The organism is Streptomyces sp. NPDC002104 (assembly GCF_053593795.1).
This window is the reverse complement of the sequence record NZ_JBSFDF010000018.1, coordinates 101,635-117,367: the sequence shown is the minus strand read 5'-3', so window position 1 is coordinate 117,367 and position 15,733 is coordinate 101,635. Positions and strand designations below refer to the sequence as shown.

The 15,733-nt window shown below is 73.1% G+C and carries 14 protein-coding genes; 8 read left to right on the top strand and 6 right to left on the bottom strand.

From position 1 onward, the window contains the following. Positions 1-248 precede the first annotated feature (248 nt). Positions 249-1,865: a malate synthase A gene (gene aceB, locus ACWCP2_RS17905; protein ID WP_450909539.1), complete on the bottom strand. Its 1,617-nt coding sequence runs from the start codon at positions 1,863-1,865 to the stop codon at positions 249-251. 252 nt (positions 1,866-2,117) lie between these two features. After that, positions 2,118-2,780 carry a nucleotidyltransferase family protein gene (locus ACWCP2_RS17900; RefSeq protein WP_450909538.1) on the bottom strand — a complete coding sequence of 221 codons (663 nt, stop codon included), beginning with the start codon at positions 2,778-2,780 and terminating at the stop codon, positions 2,118-2,120. Positions 2,781-3,005: 225 nt separating this feature from the next. Between ACWCP2_RS17900 and yczR the strand changes: the two genes are divergently transcribed. Further along, positions 3,006-4,493: a MocR-like transcription factor YczR gene (gene yczR / locus ACWCP2_RS17895; RefSeq protein ID WP_450909537.1), complete on the top strand. Its 1,488-nt coding sequence runs from the start codon at positions 3,006-3,008 to the stop codon at positions 4,491-4,493. Between the two features lie 234 nt (positions 4,494-4,727). Here the strand turns inward: yczR and ACWCP2_RS17890 are convergent, their stop codons facing one another. Beyond that, entirely contained in the window at positions 4,728-5,363 is a 636-nt protein-coding gene (locus tag ACWCP2_RS17890) for a response regulator (protein WP_450909536.1), read from the bottom strand. Next, the gene (locus ACWCP2_RS17885) at positions 5,360-6,571 is read right to left on the bottom strand and encodes a sensor histidine kinase (RefSeq protein WP_450909535.1); all 1,212 of its coding nucleotides are present in this window, start codon (positions 6,569-6,571) and stop codon (positions 5,360-5,362) included. The genes ACWCP2_RS17890 and ACWCP2_RS17885 overlap by 4 nt, the downstream gene beginning before the upstream one ends. Positions 6,572-6,705: 134 nt before the next feature. Here ACWCP2_RS17885 and ACWCP2_RS17880 point away from each other — a divergent pair, with 134 nt between their 5' ends. Together ACWCP2_RS17880 and ACWCP2_RS17875 are read left to right on the top strand one after the other, a co-directional pair. Continuing rightward, positions 6,706-7,797: an ABC transporter permease gene (locus tag ACWCP2_RS17880; protein WP_450909534.1), complete on the top strand. Its 1,092-nt coding sequence runs from the start codon at positions 6,706-6,708 to the stop codon at positions 7,795-7,797. Continuing rightward, a complete protein-coding gene (locus ACWCP2_RS17875; RefSeq protein ID WP_450909533.1) occupies positions 7,794-8,486 on the top strand; it encodes an ABC transporter ATP-binding protein in 693 nt (230 codons plus the stop codon). Before ACWCP2_RS17880 ends, ACWCP2_RS17875 begins: the two co-directional genes overlap by 4 nt. Positions 8,487-8,640: 154 nt before the next feature. On the opposite strand, the gene ACWCP2_RS17870 is transcribed toward ACWCP2_RS17875, so the two are convergent. Further along, positions 8,641-9,444 (bottom strand): IclR family transcriptional regulator, encoded by an 804-nt coding sequence (locus ACWCP2_RS17870; RefSeq protein ID WP_250740510.1) that lies wholly within the window; start codon positions 9,442-9,444, stop codon positions 8,641-8,643. A gap of 337 nt (positions 9,445-9,781) precedes the next feature. Between ACWCP2_RS17870 and allB the strand changes: the two genes are divergently transcribed. The 3 genes from allB (at position 9,782) to ACWCP2_RS17855 (ending at position 12,920) form a co-directional block, all read left to right on the top strand. After that, complete coding sequence (gene allB, locus ACWCP2_RS17865; RefSeq protein WP_450909555.1) at positions 9,782-11,116, top strand: allantoinase AllB; 1,335 nt, start codon at positions 9,782-9,784, stop codon at positions 11,114-11,116. Between the two features lie 2 nt (positions 11,117-11,118). Then, on the top strand, positions 11,119-12,237 hold the full coding sequence (gene alc / locus ACWCP2_RS17860; protein WP_266885207.1) for an allantoicase: 1,119 nt from the start codon (positions 11,119-11,121) through the stop codon (positions 12,235-12,237). Positions 12,238-12,464: 227 nt separating this feature from the next. Continuing rightward, positions 12,465-12,920 carry a pyridoxamine 5'-phosphate oxidase family protein gene (locus tag ACWCP2_RS17855; protein ID WP_450909532.1) on the top strand — a complete coding sequence of 152 codons (456 nt, stop codon included), beginning with the start codon at positions 12,465-12,467 and terminating at the stop codon, positions 12,918-12,920. A gap of 239 nt (positions 12,921-13,159) precedes the next feature. On the opposite strand, the gene ACWCP2_RS17850 is transcribed toward ACWCP2_RS17855, so the two are convergent. Then, positions 13,160-13,897: an SDR family oxidoreductase gene (locus ACWCP2_RS17850; RefSeq protein ID WP_450909531.1), complete on the bottom strand. Its 738-nt coding sequence runs from the start codon at positions 13,895-13,897 to the stop codon at positions 13,160-13,162. A 169-nt stretch (positions 13,898-14,066) separates the two neighbouring features. Between ACWCP2_RS17850 and ACWCP2_RS17845 the strand changes: the two genes are divergently transcribed. Next, positions 14,067-14,681: a dihydrofolate reductase family protein gene (locus ACWCP2_RS17845; protein ID WP_450909530.1), complete on the top strand. Its 615-nt coding sequence runs from the start codon at positions 14,067-14,069 to the stop codon at positions 14,679-14,681. A 113-nt stretch (positions 14,682-14,794) separates the two neighbouring features. Continuing rightward, entirely contained in the window at positions 14,795-15,712 is a 918-nt protein-coding gene (locus ACWCP2_RS17840) for a DMT family transporter (protein WP_450909529.1), read from the top strand. The last annotated feature ends 21 nt before the right edge of the window (positions 15,713-15,733 follow it).

Below are 15,733 nucleotides of genomic sequence, written 5' to 3'. Positions count from 1 at the left end.
AGTGGGGGTTACCTCCGGCCGGTGGCAATCGGAAAGGTCCCACCCCGCGCGTTGTTACCGCTAGGTACGGTCGGGTTACGAACAAGTAACAACCGACCGGTCGTTCGGCGCCCACCGGTCGGACGTGCCGGCCGGACCCACCGGTCGGACCCACCGGCCGGACGCACGACGGCGCCCCCGGAGCCGGAAGGCTTCGGGGGCGCCGTCGTGGTTTCGGCTGCTGTGCGTTTCAGCCGAAGGCGGGGGTGTCAGCCGATGAGCTGGTCGTACGCGGGGAGGGTGAGGAAGTCCGCGTAGTCGGCGTCGAGGGAGACCTGGAGGAGGAGGTCGTGGGCCTGCTGCCACTTGCCGGAGGTGAAGGCCTCCTCGCCGACCTCGGCGCGGATCGCGGCGAGTTCGGCGGCCGCGACCTCGCGGGCGAGGTCGGCGGTGGCGAGCTTGCCGTTCTCGAAGACCACGCCGGCGTTGATCCACTGCCAGATCTGCGAGCGCGAGATCTCGGCGGTGGCGGCGTCCTCCATCAGGCCGAAGATGCCGACGGCGCCGAGGCCGCGCAGCCACGCCTCGATGTAGCGGATGCCGACCTGGACGGCGTTGCGCAGGCCGTCGTAGGTGGGCTTCGCGTCGAGGGAGTCGATCGCGATGAGCTCGCCGGGGGCGACGTGGACGTCCTCGCGGAGGCGGTCCTTCTGGTTGGGCTTCTCGCCCAGGACGGCGTCGAAGGAGGCCATCGCGATCGGGACCAGGTCGGGGTGGGCGACCCAGGAGCCGTCGAAGCCGTCGCCGGCCTCGCGGTCCTTGTCGGTCTTGACCTTCTCGAAGGCGACCTTGTTGATCTCCGCGTCCTTGCGGGACGGGATGAAGGCCGCCATGCCGCCGATGGCGTGCGCGCCGCGCTTGTGGCAGGTCTTGACGAGGAGTTCGGTGTACGCCCGCATGAAGGGGGCGGTCATCGTCACCGCGTTGCGGTCCGGCAGGACGAACTTCTCGCCGCCGTCACGGAAGTTCTTGACGATGGAGAAGAGGTAGTCCCAGCGGCCGGCGTTCAGGCCCGCCGCGTGGTCGCGCAGCTCGAAGAGGATCTCGTCCATCTCGTACGCGGCCGTGATCGTCTCGATCAGGACGGTCGCGCGGACGGTGCCCTGCGGGATGCCGACGTAGTCCTGCGCGAAGACGAAGATCTCGTTCCAGAGGCGCGCCTCCAGGTGGGACTCGGTCTTCGGGAGGTAGAAGTACGGGCCCTTGCCGAGCTCGATCAGGCGCTTGGCGTTGTGGAAGAAGTACAGGCCGAAGTCGACGAGCGAGCCGGAGGCCGGGCCGCCCTCGAAGTTCAGGTGGCGCTCCTCCAGGTGCCAGCCGCGCGGGCGCATCACGACGGTGGCGAGCTGCTCGGCGGGCTTCAGCGCGTACGCCTTGCCCGTGCGGGAGTCGGTGAAGTCGATGCGGCGCTCGTAGGCGTCGATCAGGTTGAGCTGGCCGAGGACCACGTTCTCCCAGGTGGGGGCCGAGGCGTCCTCGAAGTCGGCGAGCCAGACCTTGGCGCCCGAGTTGAGGGCGTTGATGGTCATCTTGCGGTCCGTCGGACCGGTGATCTCCACACGGCGGTCGTTCAGCGCGGCCGGGGCCGGCGCCACCTTCCAGTCGCCCTCGCGGACCTGTGCGGTGTCCGGGAGGAAGTCGAGCGTGGAGGTGCGGGCGATCTCGGCGCGTCGCACGGAGCGGCGGGCGAGGAGTTCGGCACGGCGGGGGGCGAACCGCCGGTGGAGCTCCGCGACGAAGGCGAGAGCCGCGTCGGTGAGGACCTCGTCCTGCCGGGGCAGGGGCTCGGCGTCGACGATGGCCAGCGACGGCGCTGGTGCGGACATATCTGTCACTCCTTCAGCGGCGGTGCCTGGCGGCCGCGGGGGAATGCTCGCGCGAGACGGCACGCAGTGCCGTCGGGTGTGGAGAGTTCCGGGATACGGTCGCGGGCGCCGTCTGGGGGTTCAGGGCGCTTCTGACCAGTGGATAGTAATTTCCTCATGGTGGAAGTTCAATGGTTTGTTGATGTCGAGATTCTCTGAGTCGACAGATTCCGCTTCGCGGTGGCCCTCAGTGCCATCGTCGTCACAGCCCGCTCAGGCGAGTCGTGCCAGGTCGGGAGGGGTGTCGATGTCGAAGGCCTCCGCGATGTCGCCGCACTCGACCAGCGTGAGTTCATCCGCATGCGCCGCGAGGTGCACCCGTGCGCCCTTGTCGCCCGTGGCCGTCGCCACAATGTCCGGCCAGCGGTCCGCCCCGAAGAGCACCGGGTGCCCGCGCTCCCCGCCGTAGGCCGCCGCCGCCAGGCTCGCCGGGGAGCGGTAGGCGGCCAGGACCCGGGCCACCGCCTCCGGGCCGATGCCCGGCTGGTCGACCAGGGAGACCAGGGCCGCGCGGGCGCCCGTACCGGCCAGCGAGGCGAGACCGACCCGCAGGGAGGAGCCCATGCCCTCGGCCCAGTCCGGGTTGTCGGTCACCACGCAGCCGCTCAGGTCGGCGCGTTCGCGCACCTCGGCGGCGGAGGCGCCGAGCACCACGTGCAACGGGCCGCAGCCCGCCTCGCGCAGGACCCGTACGGCGTTCTCCACCAGCGGGCGCCCGTGGTGGGTCAGCAGGGCCTTCGGACGGCCGCCGAGGCGACGGCCGCCGCCCGCCGCGAGGAGCAGTCCGGCGATCACCGGGGGAGCGGCGGAGCCGCCGCCCGTCGCCGGGGACCGCTCGGGCCGGTACTGGTCTGGGGTGCTGCTGTGGGGTGACATGTCACCGATTCTCGCTCGCGCCTCAGGAGGCGCCGTACGGCGGCCAGCGCGGCCCCCAGGCGCAGGGGCTCGGCGATCCGGTTCTCGGCGGCGGCGAGCAGGGCTCGTTCGTCACGGTCGGTCAGCCTCGTCGACATTGCGTCATCTCCTTGCCAATCAGCGGCCAATGCAGCGAGTCTGGTCCTGGATTGGCCTGGCAGGCAGAGCCAATCGGGGGAGGTTGGCATGGCAAACGGGCGAGTGGTCCAGACGGCGGACAGAACCATCGGCAGCCGCCAGCTCGCGGCCCTGCTCCCGGCGGAGGTACGGGCCCGCCCCGGGTACCGGGCCCTGGCCGACGCCGTCCGCACCCTGATCCTCGACGGCCGGATCGCCCTGCACGTGCGCCTGCCCGCCGAACGCGAGCTCGCCGAGGCGCTCGGCGCCAGCCGGGCCACCGTCACCGGCGCCTACGACCTCCTGCGCGAGAGCGGCTACGTCCGCAGCCGCCGCGGTTCCGGGACCTGGACCGAGCTCCCCGAGGGCCACCGCCCGGTCGGCGCGCACGCCATCGTCGGCGCCGGCGGCTACCACGCCGACGGCGACCCCGGCATCGACCTCGCCATCGCCGCCATGGGCGCCGCCGAGGACACCCTCACCGACGCGGTGGCCTGGGCCGCGCCCCGGCTCCCGGCCTTCGCCCGCAGCCCCGGCTACCACCCCTTCGGGCTGCCCGACCTGCGGACCGCCGTCGCGGAGCGGTTCACCCGCCGGGGCCTGGCGACCCGCCCGGAGCAGATCCTCGTCACCGCGGGCGCGCAGCAGGCGTTCGCGCTGGTGGTGAGCCTGCTGTGCCGCCCCGGAGACCGGGTGATGACCGAGAACCCGACCTACGCCAACGCCCTGGACGCCCTGCGCCACGCGCGGCTGCGCACCGGGTCGATCGCCGTCTCCGACGCGGGCTGGGACCTGGAGATCGCCGAGTCCGCGCTGCGCCAGACCGTGCCGAGGCTCGCGTACGTGATCCCCGACTTCCACAACCCGACGGGCGCGCTGATGCCGGAGGAACAGCGGCTGAGGCTGCTGGCGGCGACCCGGCGGACCGGGACCTGGCTGGTGGTCGACGAGACCATCGCCGACATCGCGCTCGACGTGCCGGCGCCCGCCCCCACGGCCTCGCTCGCGCCGCAGGGCGGGGCCGATCACGTGGTGACCATCGGCTCGCTGAGCAAGACGCACTGGGGCGGGCTGCGGGTCGGGTGGATCCGGGCCACCGCCAAAATGATCACGGAGCTGACGGCGGTACGGGTGGCGGCCGACATGACCGGCTCGGTCCTGGACCAGCTGGTGGCGCTCCCGCTGCTGGACGGCCTGGAGCGGACGCTGCCCGCCCGGCTGGAGCAGGTGCGCGGGCAGCGGGCGGCGCTGATCGCCTCGCTGGAGCGGCACACACCGGAGTGGTCCTGGCAGGTGCCCCCGGGCGGACTCTCGCTCTGGGTGGACCTGGGCGAGCCGGTCAGCTCCGCGCTGGCCGACCGGGCGGCGGCGGCCGGGGTCAACATCGGGCGGGGCGCGCGGTTCGGGGTGGACCCGGGGACCTTCGAGCACCGGCTGAGGATTCCGTACACGCTGGGCGCGGAGCGGCTGGACGAGGGGGTACGGAGGCTCGCGGAGGCGTTTCACGGGGGCGTGCCGCTGCCTTCGGCGGTGGACCGGCCGTACTGGGTCGCTTGACGGGCCCCGGGCCCCGGGCCCCGGCCCGGGCCGCCCGGTGCGGGCAGTGGGCCCTGCGGGGCGGAGTCCCCTACCCGCCCTTCGCCCGTTCCCCGGGGCTGTGCCCCGGACCCCCTGGGGCTGTGCCCCGGACCCCCTGGGGCTGTGCCCCGGACCCCCTCGGGGCTGTGCCCCGGACCCCCTCGGGGCTCCGCCCCAGGCCCCGGTCCTCAAACCGCCGGACTGCTGGATTGCCTACGGTGTGCGGATCAGGCGGCGGGTCGCGGCCGCCGCCACCGCCGAGGTGCGGGAGTCGACGCCGAGTTTCGCGTAGATGTGGACCAGGTGGGACTTGACCGTGGCCTGGCTCAGGAAGAGCTGTTTGGAGATCTGCTGGTTCGACAGGCCGTCCGCGACCAGCTGGAGGACCTCCAGTTCGCGCTTGGTCAGGGCCTCGGCAGGCGTGCGCATGCGGTCCATCAGGCGCAGGGCCACCGCCGGGGCCAGCGCCGACTGGCCGCCCGCCGCGGTGCGGACCGCCGCCGCCAGTTCCTCCGGCGGGGCGTCCTTGAGGAGGTAGCCCGAGGCGCCCGCCTCCACCGCCGCCAGGATGTCCGCGTCCGTGTCGTACGTGGTCAGGACCAGCACCCGGGGGGACGGGGACCCGGCCGTGATCAGGGCCGTGGCCGCCGAGCCGTGCATGCCGCCGCCGGGGCCGAACTGGAGGTCCATCAGGACCACGTCGACCCCGGCGGAGGCGGCCAGCTCCACCGCCCGTTCCGCCGTCGCCGCCTCCGCCACCACCTCGAAGTCCGGCTCCGTGTCCAGCACCGCGCGCAGCCCGGCCCGGACCACCGGGTGGTCGTCGGCGAGGAGCAGCCGGATCGTCATGACAGGGCCTCCGCGGGCAGGGGAAGGGTGACGGCCACGGCGGTGCCCTGGCCGGGTGCGGATTCGACCGTGAACAGCCCGCTCAGGGTCTCGGCGCGCGAGCGCATCGCGGGCAGCCCGAACCCGCCGTCACCGGAGGGCGCGGACGTGGGGTCGAAGCCCTTGCCGTCGTCGACGATGTCCAGGGTCACCGAGGAGTCCATGAAGGTCAGGGTGATCTCGGCGCGCCCGGCCCCCGCGTGCCGCACCACATTGGCCAGCGCCGACTGCGCGATCCGCAGCAGCGCCACCTCGTAGGGCGTGGGCAGGGGGCGCGGGGTCCCGCTCAGGGAGAAGCGGACCCGGGGGCCCGGAGCCCCGGTGCACAGGCGTTCCAGCGCGGCCGGCAGCGACCCGTGCTCCAGGTCCGGAGGCGTGAGGGCCCGTACGAAGCGACGCGCCTCGGCGAGGTTCTCCTGCGCGGCCTCCCGGGCCCGGCCGATGTGCGCGAGCGCCGCCGAGCCCTCGGGCAGGCCGCGCTCGGCGGCCCGCAGGAGCAGCTGGATGGAGGACAGGCCCTGGGCGAGGGTGTCGTGGATCTCCCGGGCCAGGCGCTCCCGCTCCGCCAGGATCCCGGCGCTCCGCTCGGCCGCGGCCAGCTCGGCCCGGGTCGTGATGAGCTCCTCGATCAGCTCGCGCCGCCGCTCGCTCTCCCGGTACAGCGCCTGGTAGCCCAGGACGGTCGCCACCGCCACGGCGCCGCCCAGCAGCGGCCCGAGGAAGGCACCCGGGGTCACCGCGCTGCTGTGCGCCACGAACCCCCCGATCGCCGCGGCCGCCGTCGCCGCGACGGCCGCCACGCCCCAGCGCAGCCGCAGCAGGTGCAGCTCCAGGAAGTACAGCGGGAAGGCGATCCACAGCCCGTCGGGGGAGACCACCAGCAGCGCGGCCCAGGCCGCGCACAATCCGGCCAGCCACACCGCCCCGGCGCGCGCCGAGCGGTGCACCGCGGGGGTCCGTACGCCCGTGAGGTACACGCCGGCCAGTACCGCGCAGGCCGCGACCACCCAGCCCGCGCGCGGCGCGGAGTCGGCGACGGCCCGCCCGGCGGCGAGGGCGAGCAGGCCGAGGAGCAGGGCGTGCAGGCACAGCCGCAGGACGCGGGAGACGGGGGTGAGCGTGCGGACGCCGGGGTCGGCGCGTGCGGGGGACGGGAGGGGAGCAGTCATGTCCTGACCAGCGTAAGTCCGGGTCCGGGAGCCCCGGTCAACCAAAGGATTGATGTCTTGGTGCGCCCTTCGATACGAGGATCCCTACTGTGGCGCGATGCCTTGTGTCCACGCGGAAGACCAAGGTGGGGAACATGTTCGTCGCATGGAGAGATCTACGGTTCGCGAAGGGCCGTTTCGCCCTGATGGGCTCGGTCGTACTGCTGATCACGCTGCTGGTCGGCCTGCTGTCCGGGCTCACCGCCGGCCTGGCCCGGGAGAACATCTCGGCCATCACCGGCCTGCCCGCCACCACCCGCCTCGCGTTCGCCGCGCCCGCCGGGGACCAGAAGGTCTCCTTCACCAACTCCCAGGTGCCCGAGAAGGCCTGGCTGGCCTGGCGGGAGCAGCCCGGGGTGACCTCGGCGCAGCCGCTGGGCATCCGGACCACCAACGTCGTCGCGGGTGAGCGCACGGCGGGCGTGTCCGTCTTCGGCGTGGATCCGGCGGGCTCGCTGGCACCCCGGGGGAGCGGGCTCACCCAGGGCAAGGTGGTCCTCACCGAGAAGGCCGCCAAGGAGCTCGGCGGGCTGAGCGCCGGATCGAAGCTGCGGATCGGTCAGGTCGAGATGACCGTGGCCGCGGTCTCCGGCACCGCCGCCCACAGCCACACCCCGGTCGTCTGGATGGACCTCAACGACTGGCAGCGCGTCGGGAACCCCGGCACCTCCACCGACACCCTCGCCACCGTCGTGGCCCTGGACGGCAAGGACGGGGTGGACTGGGCGGCCGGCGACGCGGCCACCGCCACCCGGGCGCAGACCGTCGACGAGGCCCTGAGCGCGATCGGCTCCTACACCTCCGAGAACGGCTCGCTCCAGCTCATGCGCGGGTTCCTCTTCGCCATCTCGGCCCTCGTCATAGGAGCCTTCTTCACGGTGTGGACCATCCAGCGCAGCGGGGACATCGCGGTGCTGAAGGCACTGGGTGCCTCCACCCCGTACCTGCTCAAGGACGCCCTCGGGCAGGCCGTGGTGATGCTGGCGCTCGGCACCGGTGCGGGCACCGCGCTCGCGGCCGGGTTCGGAGCGCTGATCAGCGGCGGCGACGTGCCCTTCGTGCTCGACGCGGCCACCGTGCTGGTCCCGGCCGCCGTGATGATCGCGCTCGGCGCGCTGGGCGCCGCCCTGTCCATCCGGCGGATCACCGCCGTCGACCCCCTGACCGCTCTCGGGAGCGCCCGATGACCCTGCTCGTGGACGACGTGACCCTCACCTACCCGGACGGCGACGGCCGCCTCACGGCGCTGGACGCGGTCGGCCTGGAGGTGCCCGCCGGCACCCTGACGGCGGTGGTCGGCCCCTCCGGCTCCGGGAAGTCCAGCCTGCTGGCGGTCGCCGCCACCCTGGTCACGCCCGACAGCGGCCGGGTGGTCGTGGCGGGCCAGGACACCTCCGTGCTCTCCCCGGGCGAGAAGTCGGCGCTGCGCCGGGAGAGGATCGGCATCGTCTTCCAGCAGCCGAACCTGCTGGCCTCGCTCACCGCCGCCGAACAGCTCCAGGTCATGGCCCACCTCTCGGGCCGGCCCGCGCGGGCCCTGCGCCGGCGGGCCCTGGAGCTGCTGGACGCGGTGGGGCTGGCCGACAAGGCCGACAAGCGGCCGCACCAGCTCTCCGGGGGGCAGCGCCAGCGGATCAACATCGCCCGCGCCCTGATGAACGAGCCCGCCGTGCTCCTGGTCGACGAGCCCACCAGCGCGCTCGACCACGAGCGCGGCGCCGCGGTCCTGGACCTGCTGGTCACCCTCACCCGGGAGCGCTCCACCGCCACGGTGCTGGTCACCCACGACCACGCCCACCTGGAGCGGATGGACGCCGTGGCGCTGATGACGGACGGCCGTCTGACCCAGGGCGCGGACTCCGTCCCGGCGGCCTGACCGGCGCGATCACCCGCACAGCCCCCTTCCGGCGCCCGCCCGGAGGGGGCTGCCGTGCGCCCCGGCCGGCCCCGGAGCGCCGGGGGAGTACGCGAGAGCCCGGCGTCCCCTGGAGGGGCGCCGGGCTCTTTCGGGTCTACCGCCCGGCCAGGGCCTACGCCGGGTTCTGGCTCTGCAGGGCCACCGAGAGCTCCGCCGCCACGCCCTGGAGGATCGGCACGAAGGACTCGGCCACCGCCTCGGTCACCCGGCCGGCCGGGCCGGAGATGGAGATCGCGGCGGCGGTCGGGGAGTTCGGCACGGAGACCGCCAGGCAGCGGACTCCTATTTCCTGCTCGTTGTCGTCGACGGCGTAGCCCACCCGCCGGACGACCTCCAGGGCGTCCAGGAAGCCCTCGGGGGTGGTGATGGTCTTCTCGGTCGCGGCCGGCATCCCGGTGCGCGAGAGCAGGGCCCGTACCTCGTCCGCGGGGGTGTAGGCGAGCAGCGCCTTGCCCACGCCGGTGGAGTGCGGCAGCACCCGGCGGCCGACCTCGGTGAACATGCGCATCGAGTGCTTGGACGGCACCTGGGCGACGTAGACGATCTCGTCCCCGTCGAGCAGGGCCATGTTCGCGGTCTCGCCGGTCTCCTCCACCAGACGCGCCAGGTACGGGCGGGCCCAGGTGCCCAGGAGCCGCGACGCGGACTCGCCGAGGCGGATCAGCCGGGGTCCGAGGGAGTAACGTCGGTTGGGCTGCTGCCGGACATAGCCGCACGCCACGAGGGTGCGCATGAGGCGATGGATGGTGGGCAGCGGCAGACCACTGGCGGCGGAGAGCTCGCTGAGGCCGACCTCGCCCCCGGCGTCGGCCATGCGTTCGAGGAGATCGAAGGCGCGCTCGAGGGACTGGACGCCACCGCTGGCGGCGGTGGGCTTGGTGGAGGCGTCGGTGGTGCTGGCGCTGGACGTCGGCACGGGCGCGGTCCTTTCGGTGCTGGCAGGCAAGCAAGCAGCCTACCGGTCGGTCTGCGTCGGCCCTAGAGCCGGGGCACTGCCGTCCCCGCCGGTCAGAGGTGGTTTGTCCTGGTGGCGGACGTCCTCGGGAAGTTGCCCGTCCGGTTCCTGGTGGTGGTAGCTACATTCTGCATAGCGAAATCTTAATTCCATCCTGTGGAAACATCCAATTGCGGTACGTCGGCGTCGGTAGTCCGTCCGGGCGCTCTTGACTGGTTCCGCATCGACGTGAAGACTCCTTCAACAGAACGTTGAATTTCGCTCTGTGGAAGTAGATGGGGAGGTTCCGGTGTCCGACCTGGCTGTGGAACTGGTACTGCGCTCGACGCGCGTCATCACCCCCGAGGGGACGCGTGCCGCTTCGGTGGCCGTCGCCGGCGGGAAGATCGCGGCCGTGCTGCCGTACGAGGCCGACGTACCGGCCGGGGCCCGGCTGGAGGACTTCGGCGACGACGTGCTCCTCCCCGGCCTGGTCGACACCCACGTGCACGTGAACGACCCCGGTCGTACCGAGTGGGAAGGCTTCTGGACGGCCACCCGCGCCGCCGCGGCCGGTGGCATCACCACCATCATCGACATGCCGCTCAACTCGCTGCCGCCGACCACGACCACCGCCAACCTGGTGGTCAAGCAGGACGTGGCCCGCACCAAGGCGCACGTGGACGTCGGCTTCTGGGGCGGTGCGCTGCCGGACAACGTCAAGGACCTGCGCCCGATGCACGACGCCGGCGTCTTCGGCTTCAAGTGCTTCCTGTCGCCCTCCGGCGTCGACGAGTTCCCGCTCCTCGACCAGGAGCAGCTCGCCGCCTCGCTCGCCGAGATCACCGGCTTCGGCGGCCTGCTGATCGTGCACGCCGAGGACCCGCACCACCTGGAGTCCGCGCCGCAGAACGCGGGCCCCAAGTACGCCGACTTCCTGGCCTCCCGTCCCCAGGACGCCGAGAACACCGCGATCCAGAACCTGATCGACCAGGCGAAGCGACTGAACGCGCGCGTCCACGTCCTGCACCTGTCCTCCGCCTCCGCGCTGCCGCTGATCGCCGCGGCCAAGGCCGAGGGCGTGCAGATCACCGTCGAGTCCTGCCCGCACTTCCTCACCCTGACGGCCGAGGAAGTCCCGGACGGCGCCACCGAGTTCAAGTGCTGCCCGCCCATCCGCGAGTCCGCCAACCAGGACGTCCTGTGGGACGCGCTCGCCGACGGCACGATCGACTGCATCGTCTCCGACCACTCTCCCTCCACCGCGGACCTCAAGACCGGCGACTTCGCCACCGCGTGGGGCGGCATCTCCTCCCTCCAGCTGGGTCTTCCGGCCATCTGGACCGAGGCGAAGAAGCGCGGCCGCACCCTGGAGGACGTGGTCCGCTGGATGTCCGCCGCGCCGGCCGCCCTCGCCGGCCTGTCGGGCAAGGGCGCGATCGAGGCCGGCCGCGACGCCGACTTCGCCGTCCTGGCCCCTGAAGAAACGTTCACTGTGGACCCGGCCCACCTGCACCACCGCAACCAGGTCACGGCGTACGCGGGCAAGACCCTGCACGGCGTCGTGAAGTCCACCTGGCTGCGCGGTGCGCAGATCGCCGACCACGGCACCCCGTCCGAGCCCACCGGCCGACTCCTCGAAAGGCAGAACTGACAGTGGCGATTGAATCCTTCACCGGCAACGCGAACCCGTACGGAGGCGGCGACCCGTACGCGGACTACCGCAGCGCGGACTTCCCGTTCACCCAGTACGCGAACCTCGCCGCCCGTGAGCTCGGCGCCGGTGTCATCGAGGCCAACGACGAGTTCTTCGCCCAGCGCGAGAACCTGCTGATCTCCGAGGCCGCGCACTTCGACCCCGAGGACTTCGGTCACAAGGGCAAGGTCATGGACGGCTGGGAGACCCGCCGCCGCCGCGGCATCTCCGCCACCCAGCCCTGGCCGACCCCCGAGGACCACGACTGGGCGCTCGTCCGCCTGGGCGCCCCCGGCGTCATCCGCGGCATCGTCGTCGACACCGCCCACTTCCGCGGCAACATGCCGCAGGCCGTCTCCGTGGAGGCCACCAACTGGGAGGGCGCCCTCGCGCCGACCCCGGCGGAGCTCCAGGGCGACGACATCAAGTGGACGACCATCGTCGCCCGCACCCCGGTCGGCGGCCACGCGGCCAACGGCTTCGAGATCGACTCCGAGCAGCGCTTCACGCACCTGCGCGTCAACCAGCACCCCGACGGCGGCATCGCCCGCCTGCGCGTCTACGGCGAGGTCGTCCCCGACCCCAAGTGGCTCGCGGCGCTCGGCTCCTTCGACGTGGTGGCCCTGGAGAACGGCGGCTCCGTCCAGGACGCCTCCAACCGCTTCTACTCCCCGCCGACCAACACCATCAACCCGGGCCGCTCCCGCAAGATGGACGACGGCTGGGAGACCGCCCGCCGCCGCGACAACGGCAACGACTGGATCCGCTACCAGCTCGTCGCCGAGTCCGAGATCCGCGCCGTCGAGATCGACACCGCGTACCTCAAGGGCAACTCGGCCGGCTGGGCCTCGCTGTCCATCAAGACGGGCGAGGAGGGCGAGTGGACCGAGTTCCTGCCGCGCACCCGCCTGCAGCCCGACACCAACCACCGCTTCGTGCTCGACGCCCCGGCGGTCGGCACGCACGTGCGCATCGACATCTTCCCGGACGGCGGCTTCTCCCGCCTGCGCCTCTTCGGTGCGCTGACGGAGGCCGGCACCGCCGCGCACACCGCCCGCCACCAGGAGCTGGGCGGCTGACGCCACCCCTCGTGACCGCCCCGGGGGCCGACACCTCCGGGGCATGCGCGAACTCCCCGCAGGGGCGCACCGTTTCGACGGTGCGCCCCTGCGGCGTTCGTGCGGTGTGCGGTGTGCGCACCGCCAAGGGCCTCGGGCCCGTACGTCGTCGCCCCCGCGGGCCGTGCGGACCGCCGGGCCCGCTAGCCTGCCGGCTACAGCGGACGGCGGACACCCGGGGGGCCACGATGACGCAGAGCACGCCACGTACGAGGGAGCAGCGGCGCGAGGACGCGCTGGCCCGGTTCGGGAGCGACGTCGACGTGTGGGTCGCCACCGCCGACGCCACGGGCGTCCCGTGCCTCGTGCCCCTCTCCTTCCGGTGGGACGGCGAAAGCTTCCTGCTGTCGACCGGGCGCACCCTGCCCACCGGACGCAACCTCGCCGCGAGCGGCCGGGTGCGGCTGGCCTTCGGCGCGACCCGCGACGTGGTCCTCGTGAAGGGCACGGTGACCCGGCTGGAGGCGGCGGAACTCGCGCCCGGCGAGATCGAGGCCTTCGCGGCGCACTCCGGCTTCGACCCGAGCGCCCTCAAGACGCCCTACCCGTACTTCCGGGTGACGCCCGTGTGGATCCAGGCCTGGCGCGAGGCCGACGAGATCGCCGGACGCGACCTGATGAAGGACGGCCGCTGGCTGCCCTGACGGCCCCGTCCAGATCCTGACGGGTTGTGAGGCCATGCTGGTATGCACGGCCTTGACGCCCCGCCAGACTGTTTCGGATCGCCGGACCTTGACGGCCACCAGGCTGTGACGGGTCGGCCAAGCTGCGACGGCCGTGAGGCCTTTCCGACCCGCCAGGCCTTGGTGGCCCGTCACGCCCCGGCGGCCCGCCAGGGCGTGGCTGCCGTCGTGGCCGGCGCTGCACCCGGAGCCGCGGCGGGCTACGCCGCGTGGCCGCCGTCCACCGCGAACTCGGCGCCCGTGACGTACGTGGAGTCCGGGCCCGCCAGGAAGGACACCATGGCGGCCACCTCCTGCGCGGTGGCGAAGCGGCCCAGGGCCGTCATGGCCGACTGCGAGGCGGCGTAGGGGCCGTCCGCCGGGTTCATGTCGGTGTCCACCGGGCCCGGGTGGACCAGGTTCGCGGTGATCCCGCGCTCGCCGAGCTCGCGCGACAGGGCCTTGGTGAGGCCCGTCAGAGCCGCCTTGCTCATCGCGTACAGGGTGCCGCCCGGCCCCGGTACCCGCTGGGTCATGCAGCTGCCGATGGTGATGATCCGCCCGCCGCGGCCCATCCGGCCGGCCGCCGCCTGGGAGGCCAGGAAGGCACCCCGGACGTTGACCGAGAGGACCCGGTCCACGTCCGCGAGGGTGAGCCCCTCCAGCGGGCCGAGCACACCGGCCCCCGCGTTGTTCACCAGGACGTCGAGCCGGCCCAGGCCCCGTACCGTCTCCTCCACCGCCCCGGTGGCCCGCTCCGCGTCCCCCGAATCGGCGCGCAGCGCCAGGCCGCGCCGGCCGAGCGCCTCGATCTTGCCGACGACCTCCCGGGCGGCCTCCTCGTCGTTGACGTAGGTCAGGGCCACGTCGGCCCCGTCCTGCGCCAGCCGCAGCGCGGTCGCCGCGCCGATGCCCCTGCTGCCGCCGGTCACCAGGGCCACTGTGTTGCCGCCGTTCATGGTGTTCCTCCCGCTCGTGTGGTTGAGAGTTCAATGAAATCGTCCGGGGAGCAACGGCGCTGGCAGGAAACGGACATCGCGTTCGCGCGCGCCGGAGCGATGAGTCCGGGGCGGCCCGGGAGTCTGAACCCGTGACAGCGGACGTACCGGAGCCAAGGAGCGCAGTGCCATGGGAAAGCTGACCCTCACCACCTTCCTGACCCTCGACGGCGTGATGCAGGCCCCGGGGGGCCCGGAGGAGGACCCCAGCGGCGGGTTCGCGTACGGCGGGTGGCTCGTGCCCTTCGCCGACGAGGGCATGGGGGAGTTCATCACCGAGGTCTTCGACCGGGCCGGGGCCTTCCTCCTCGGGCGCCGGACGTACGAGATCTTCGCCGCGTACTGGCCGCAGCACGACGACCCGGCCGACCCGGTCGCGAGCAGACTGAACCGGCTGCCCAAGTACGTGGCCTCGACCACGCTCAAGGAGCCCGCCTGGGGCCCCGCCACCGCGATCGACGGGGAGCAGCTGCAGAGCGAGGTCGTACGGATCAAGGACGCGACCGAGGGGGAGGTGCAGGTCCACGGCAGCGGCGCGCTGGCCCGGTGGCTGCTGGCCCGGGACCTGGTGGACGAGCTGAACCTGCTGGTCTTCCCCGTCTTCCTGGGCGGCGGGCGCCGCCTCTTCCCGACGGGCGGGCTGCCGACGGCCTTCGAGCTGACGGGCTCCCGCACCACCTCGGCCGGCACGGCCATCCACAGCTACCGGCCGAAGGGACGCGCCGCGTTCGGCACCTTCGCGTGACACCGGGCCCGGCGGTCAAATGGCTCGACCGGCCGATCACGCTCGGGTAGCTTGAGTCCTTCCCCCGTGCGAGCCGCCGAAGTCTCCACCTGCCTTCTGCCGTTGGAGAACCGGTGTCCACCATCGCCGCCCCCGTACCCGTGCCGGTCGCCCCCCGCCGGGCCTGGCTCGCCGACCTGCCGGTCCTGCTGGTCGCCGTCGTCTGGGGCGGCAGCTACCTCGCCGCCAAGGGCGTCACCACCACGCACACCGTGATCGCGGTGCTCGTCCTGCGCTTCGCGCTGGTCCTGCCCGTCCTCGCCGTCGCCGGCCGTCGCAAGCTGCGCGCGCTGACCCCCGCCCAGCTGCGCGGCGCCGGCGCGCTGGGACTCGTACTCGGCGGGATCTTCCTGCTGGAGACCTACGGGGTCGTCCACACCTCCGCCACCAACGCCGGGCTCATCATCAGCCTGACCATGATCTTCACCCCGCTCGCCGAGTCGGCCGTCCGGCGCCGGGCCCCCTCGCCCGCCTTCCTCGGCGCCGCGGCCGTCTCCGTCTGCGGGGTCGTGCTGCTCACCCAGGGGGCGGGCTTCACCACCCCGAGCCTCGGCGACCTCCTCATCCTCGGCGCCGCGCTGGCGCGGACGGCGCACGTCCTGCTCATGTCCCGGATCAAGGCCGTGCAGGAGGCCGACTCGCTCTCCCTGACCACCGTCCAGCTCGGGAGCGCGGTCGCCGTGTTCGCCGTACTGGCCCTGATGCCCGGCACCGGCGCGAGCCCCTGGGCGGCCGCCGCCGATTTCGGCGCCGCCGAATGGGCCGGGCTCGCCTTCCTCTCCGTCTTCTGCACCCTGTTCGCCTTCTTCGTGCAGATGTGGGCCGTCCGCCGCACCTCCCCCTCCCGCGTCAGCCTGCTGCTCGGCACCGAGCCCCTGTGGGCCGCCGCGGCGGGCATCGCGCTCGGCGGCGAGCGGCTCGGCGCGGCCGGTTTCGCCGGGGTGGCACTCGTACTCGCGGGTACCGCATGGGGCCGGCGCGCTGCTGGCTGAACGAATGTCCGAAAGCCGCTC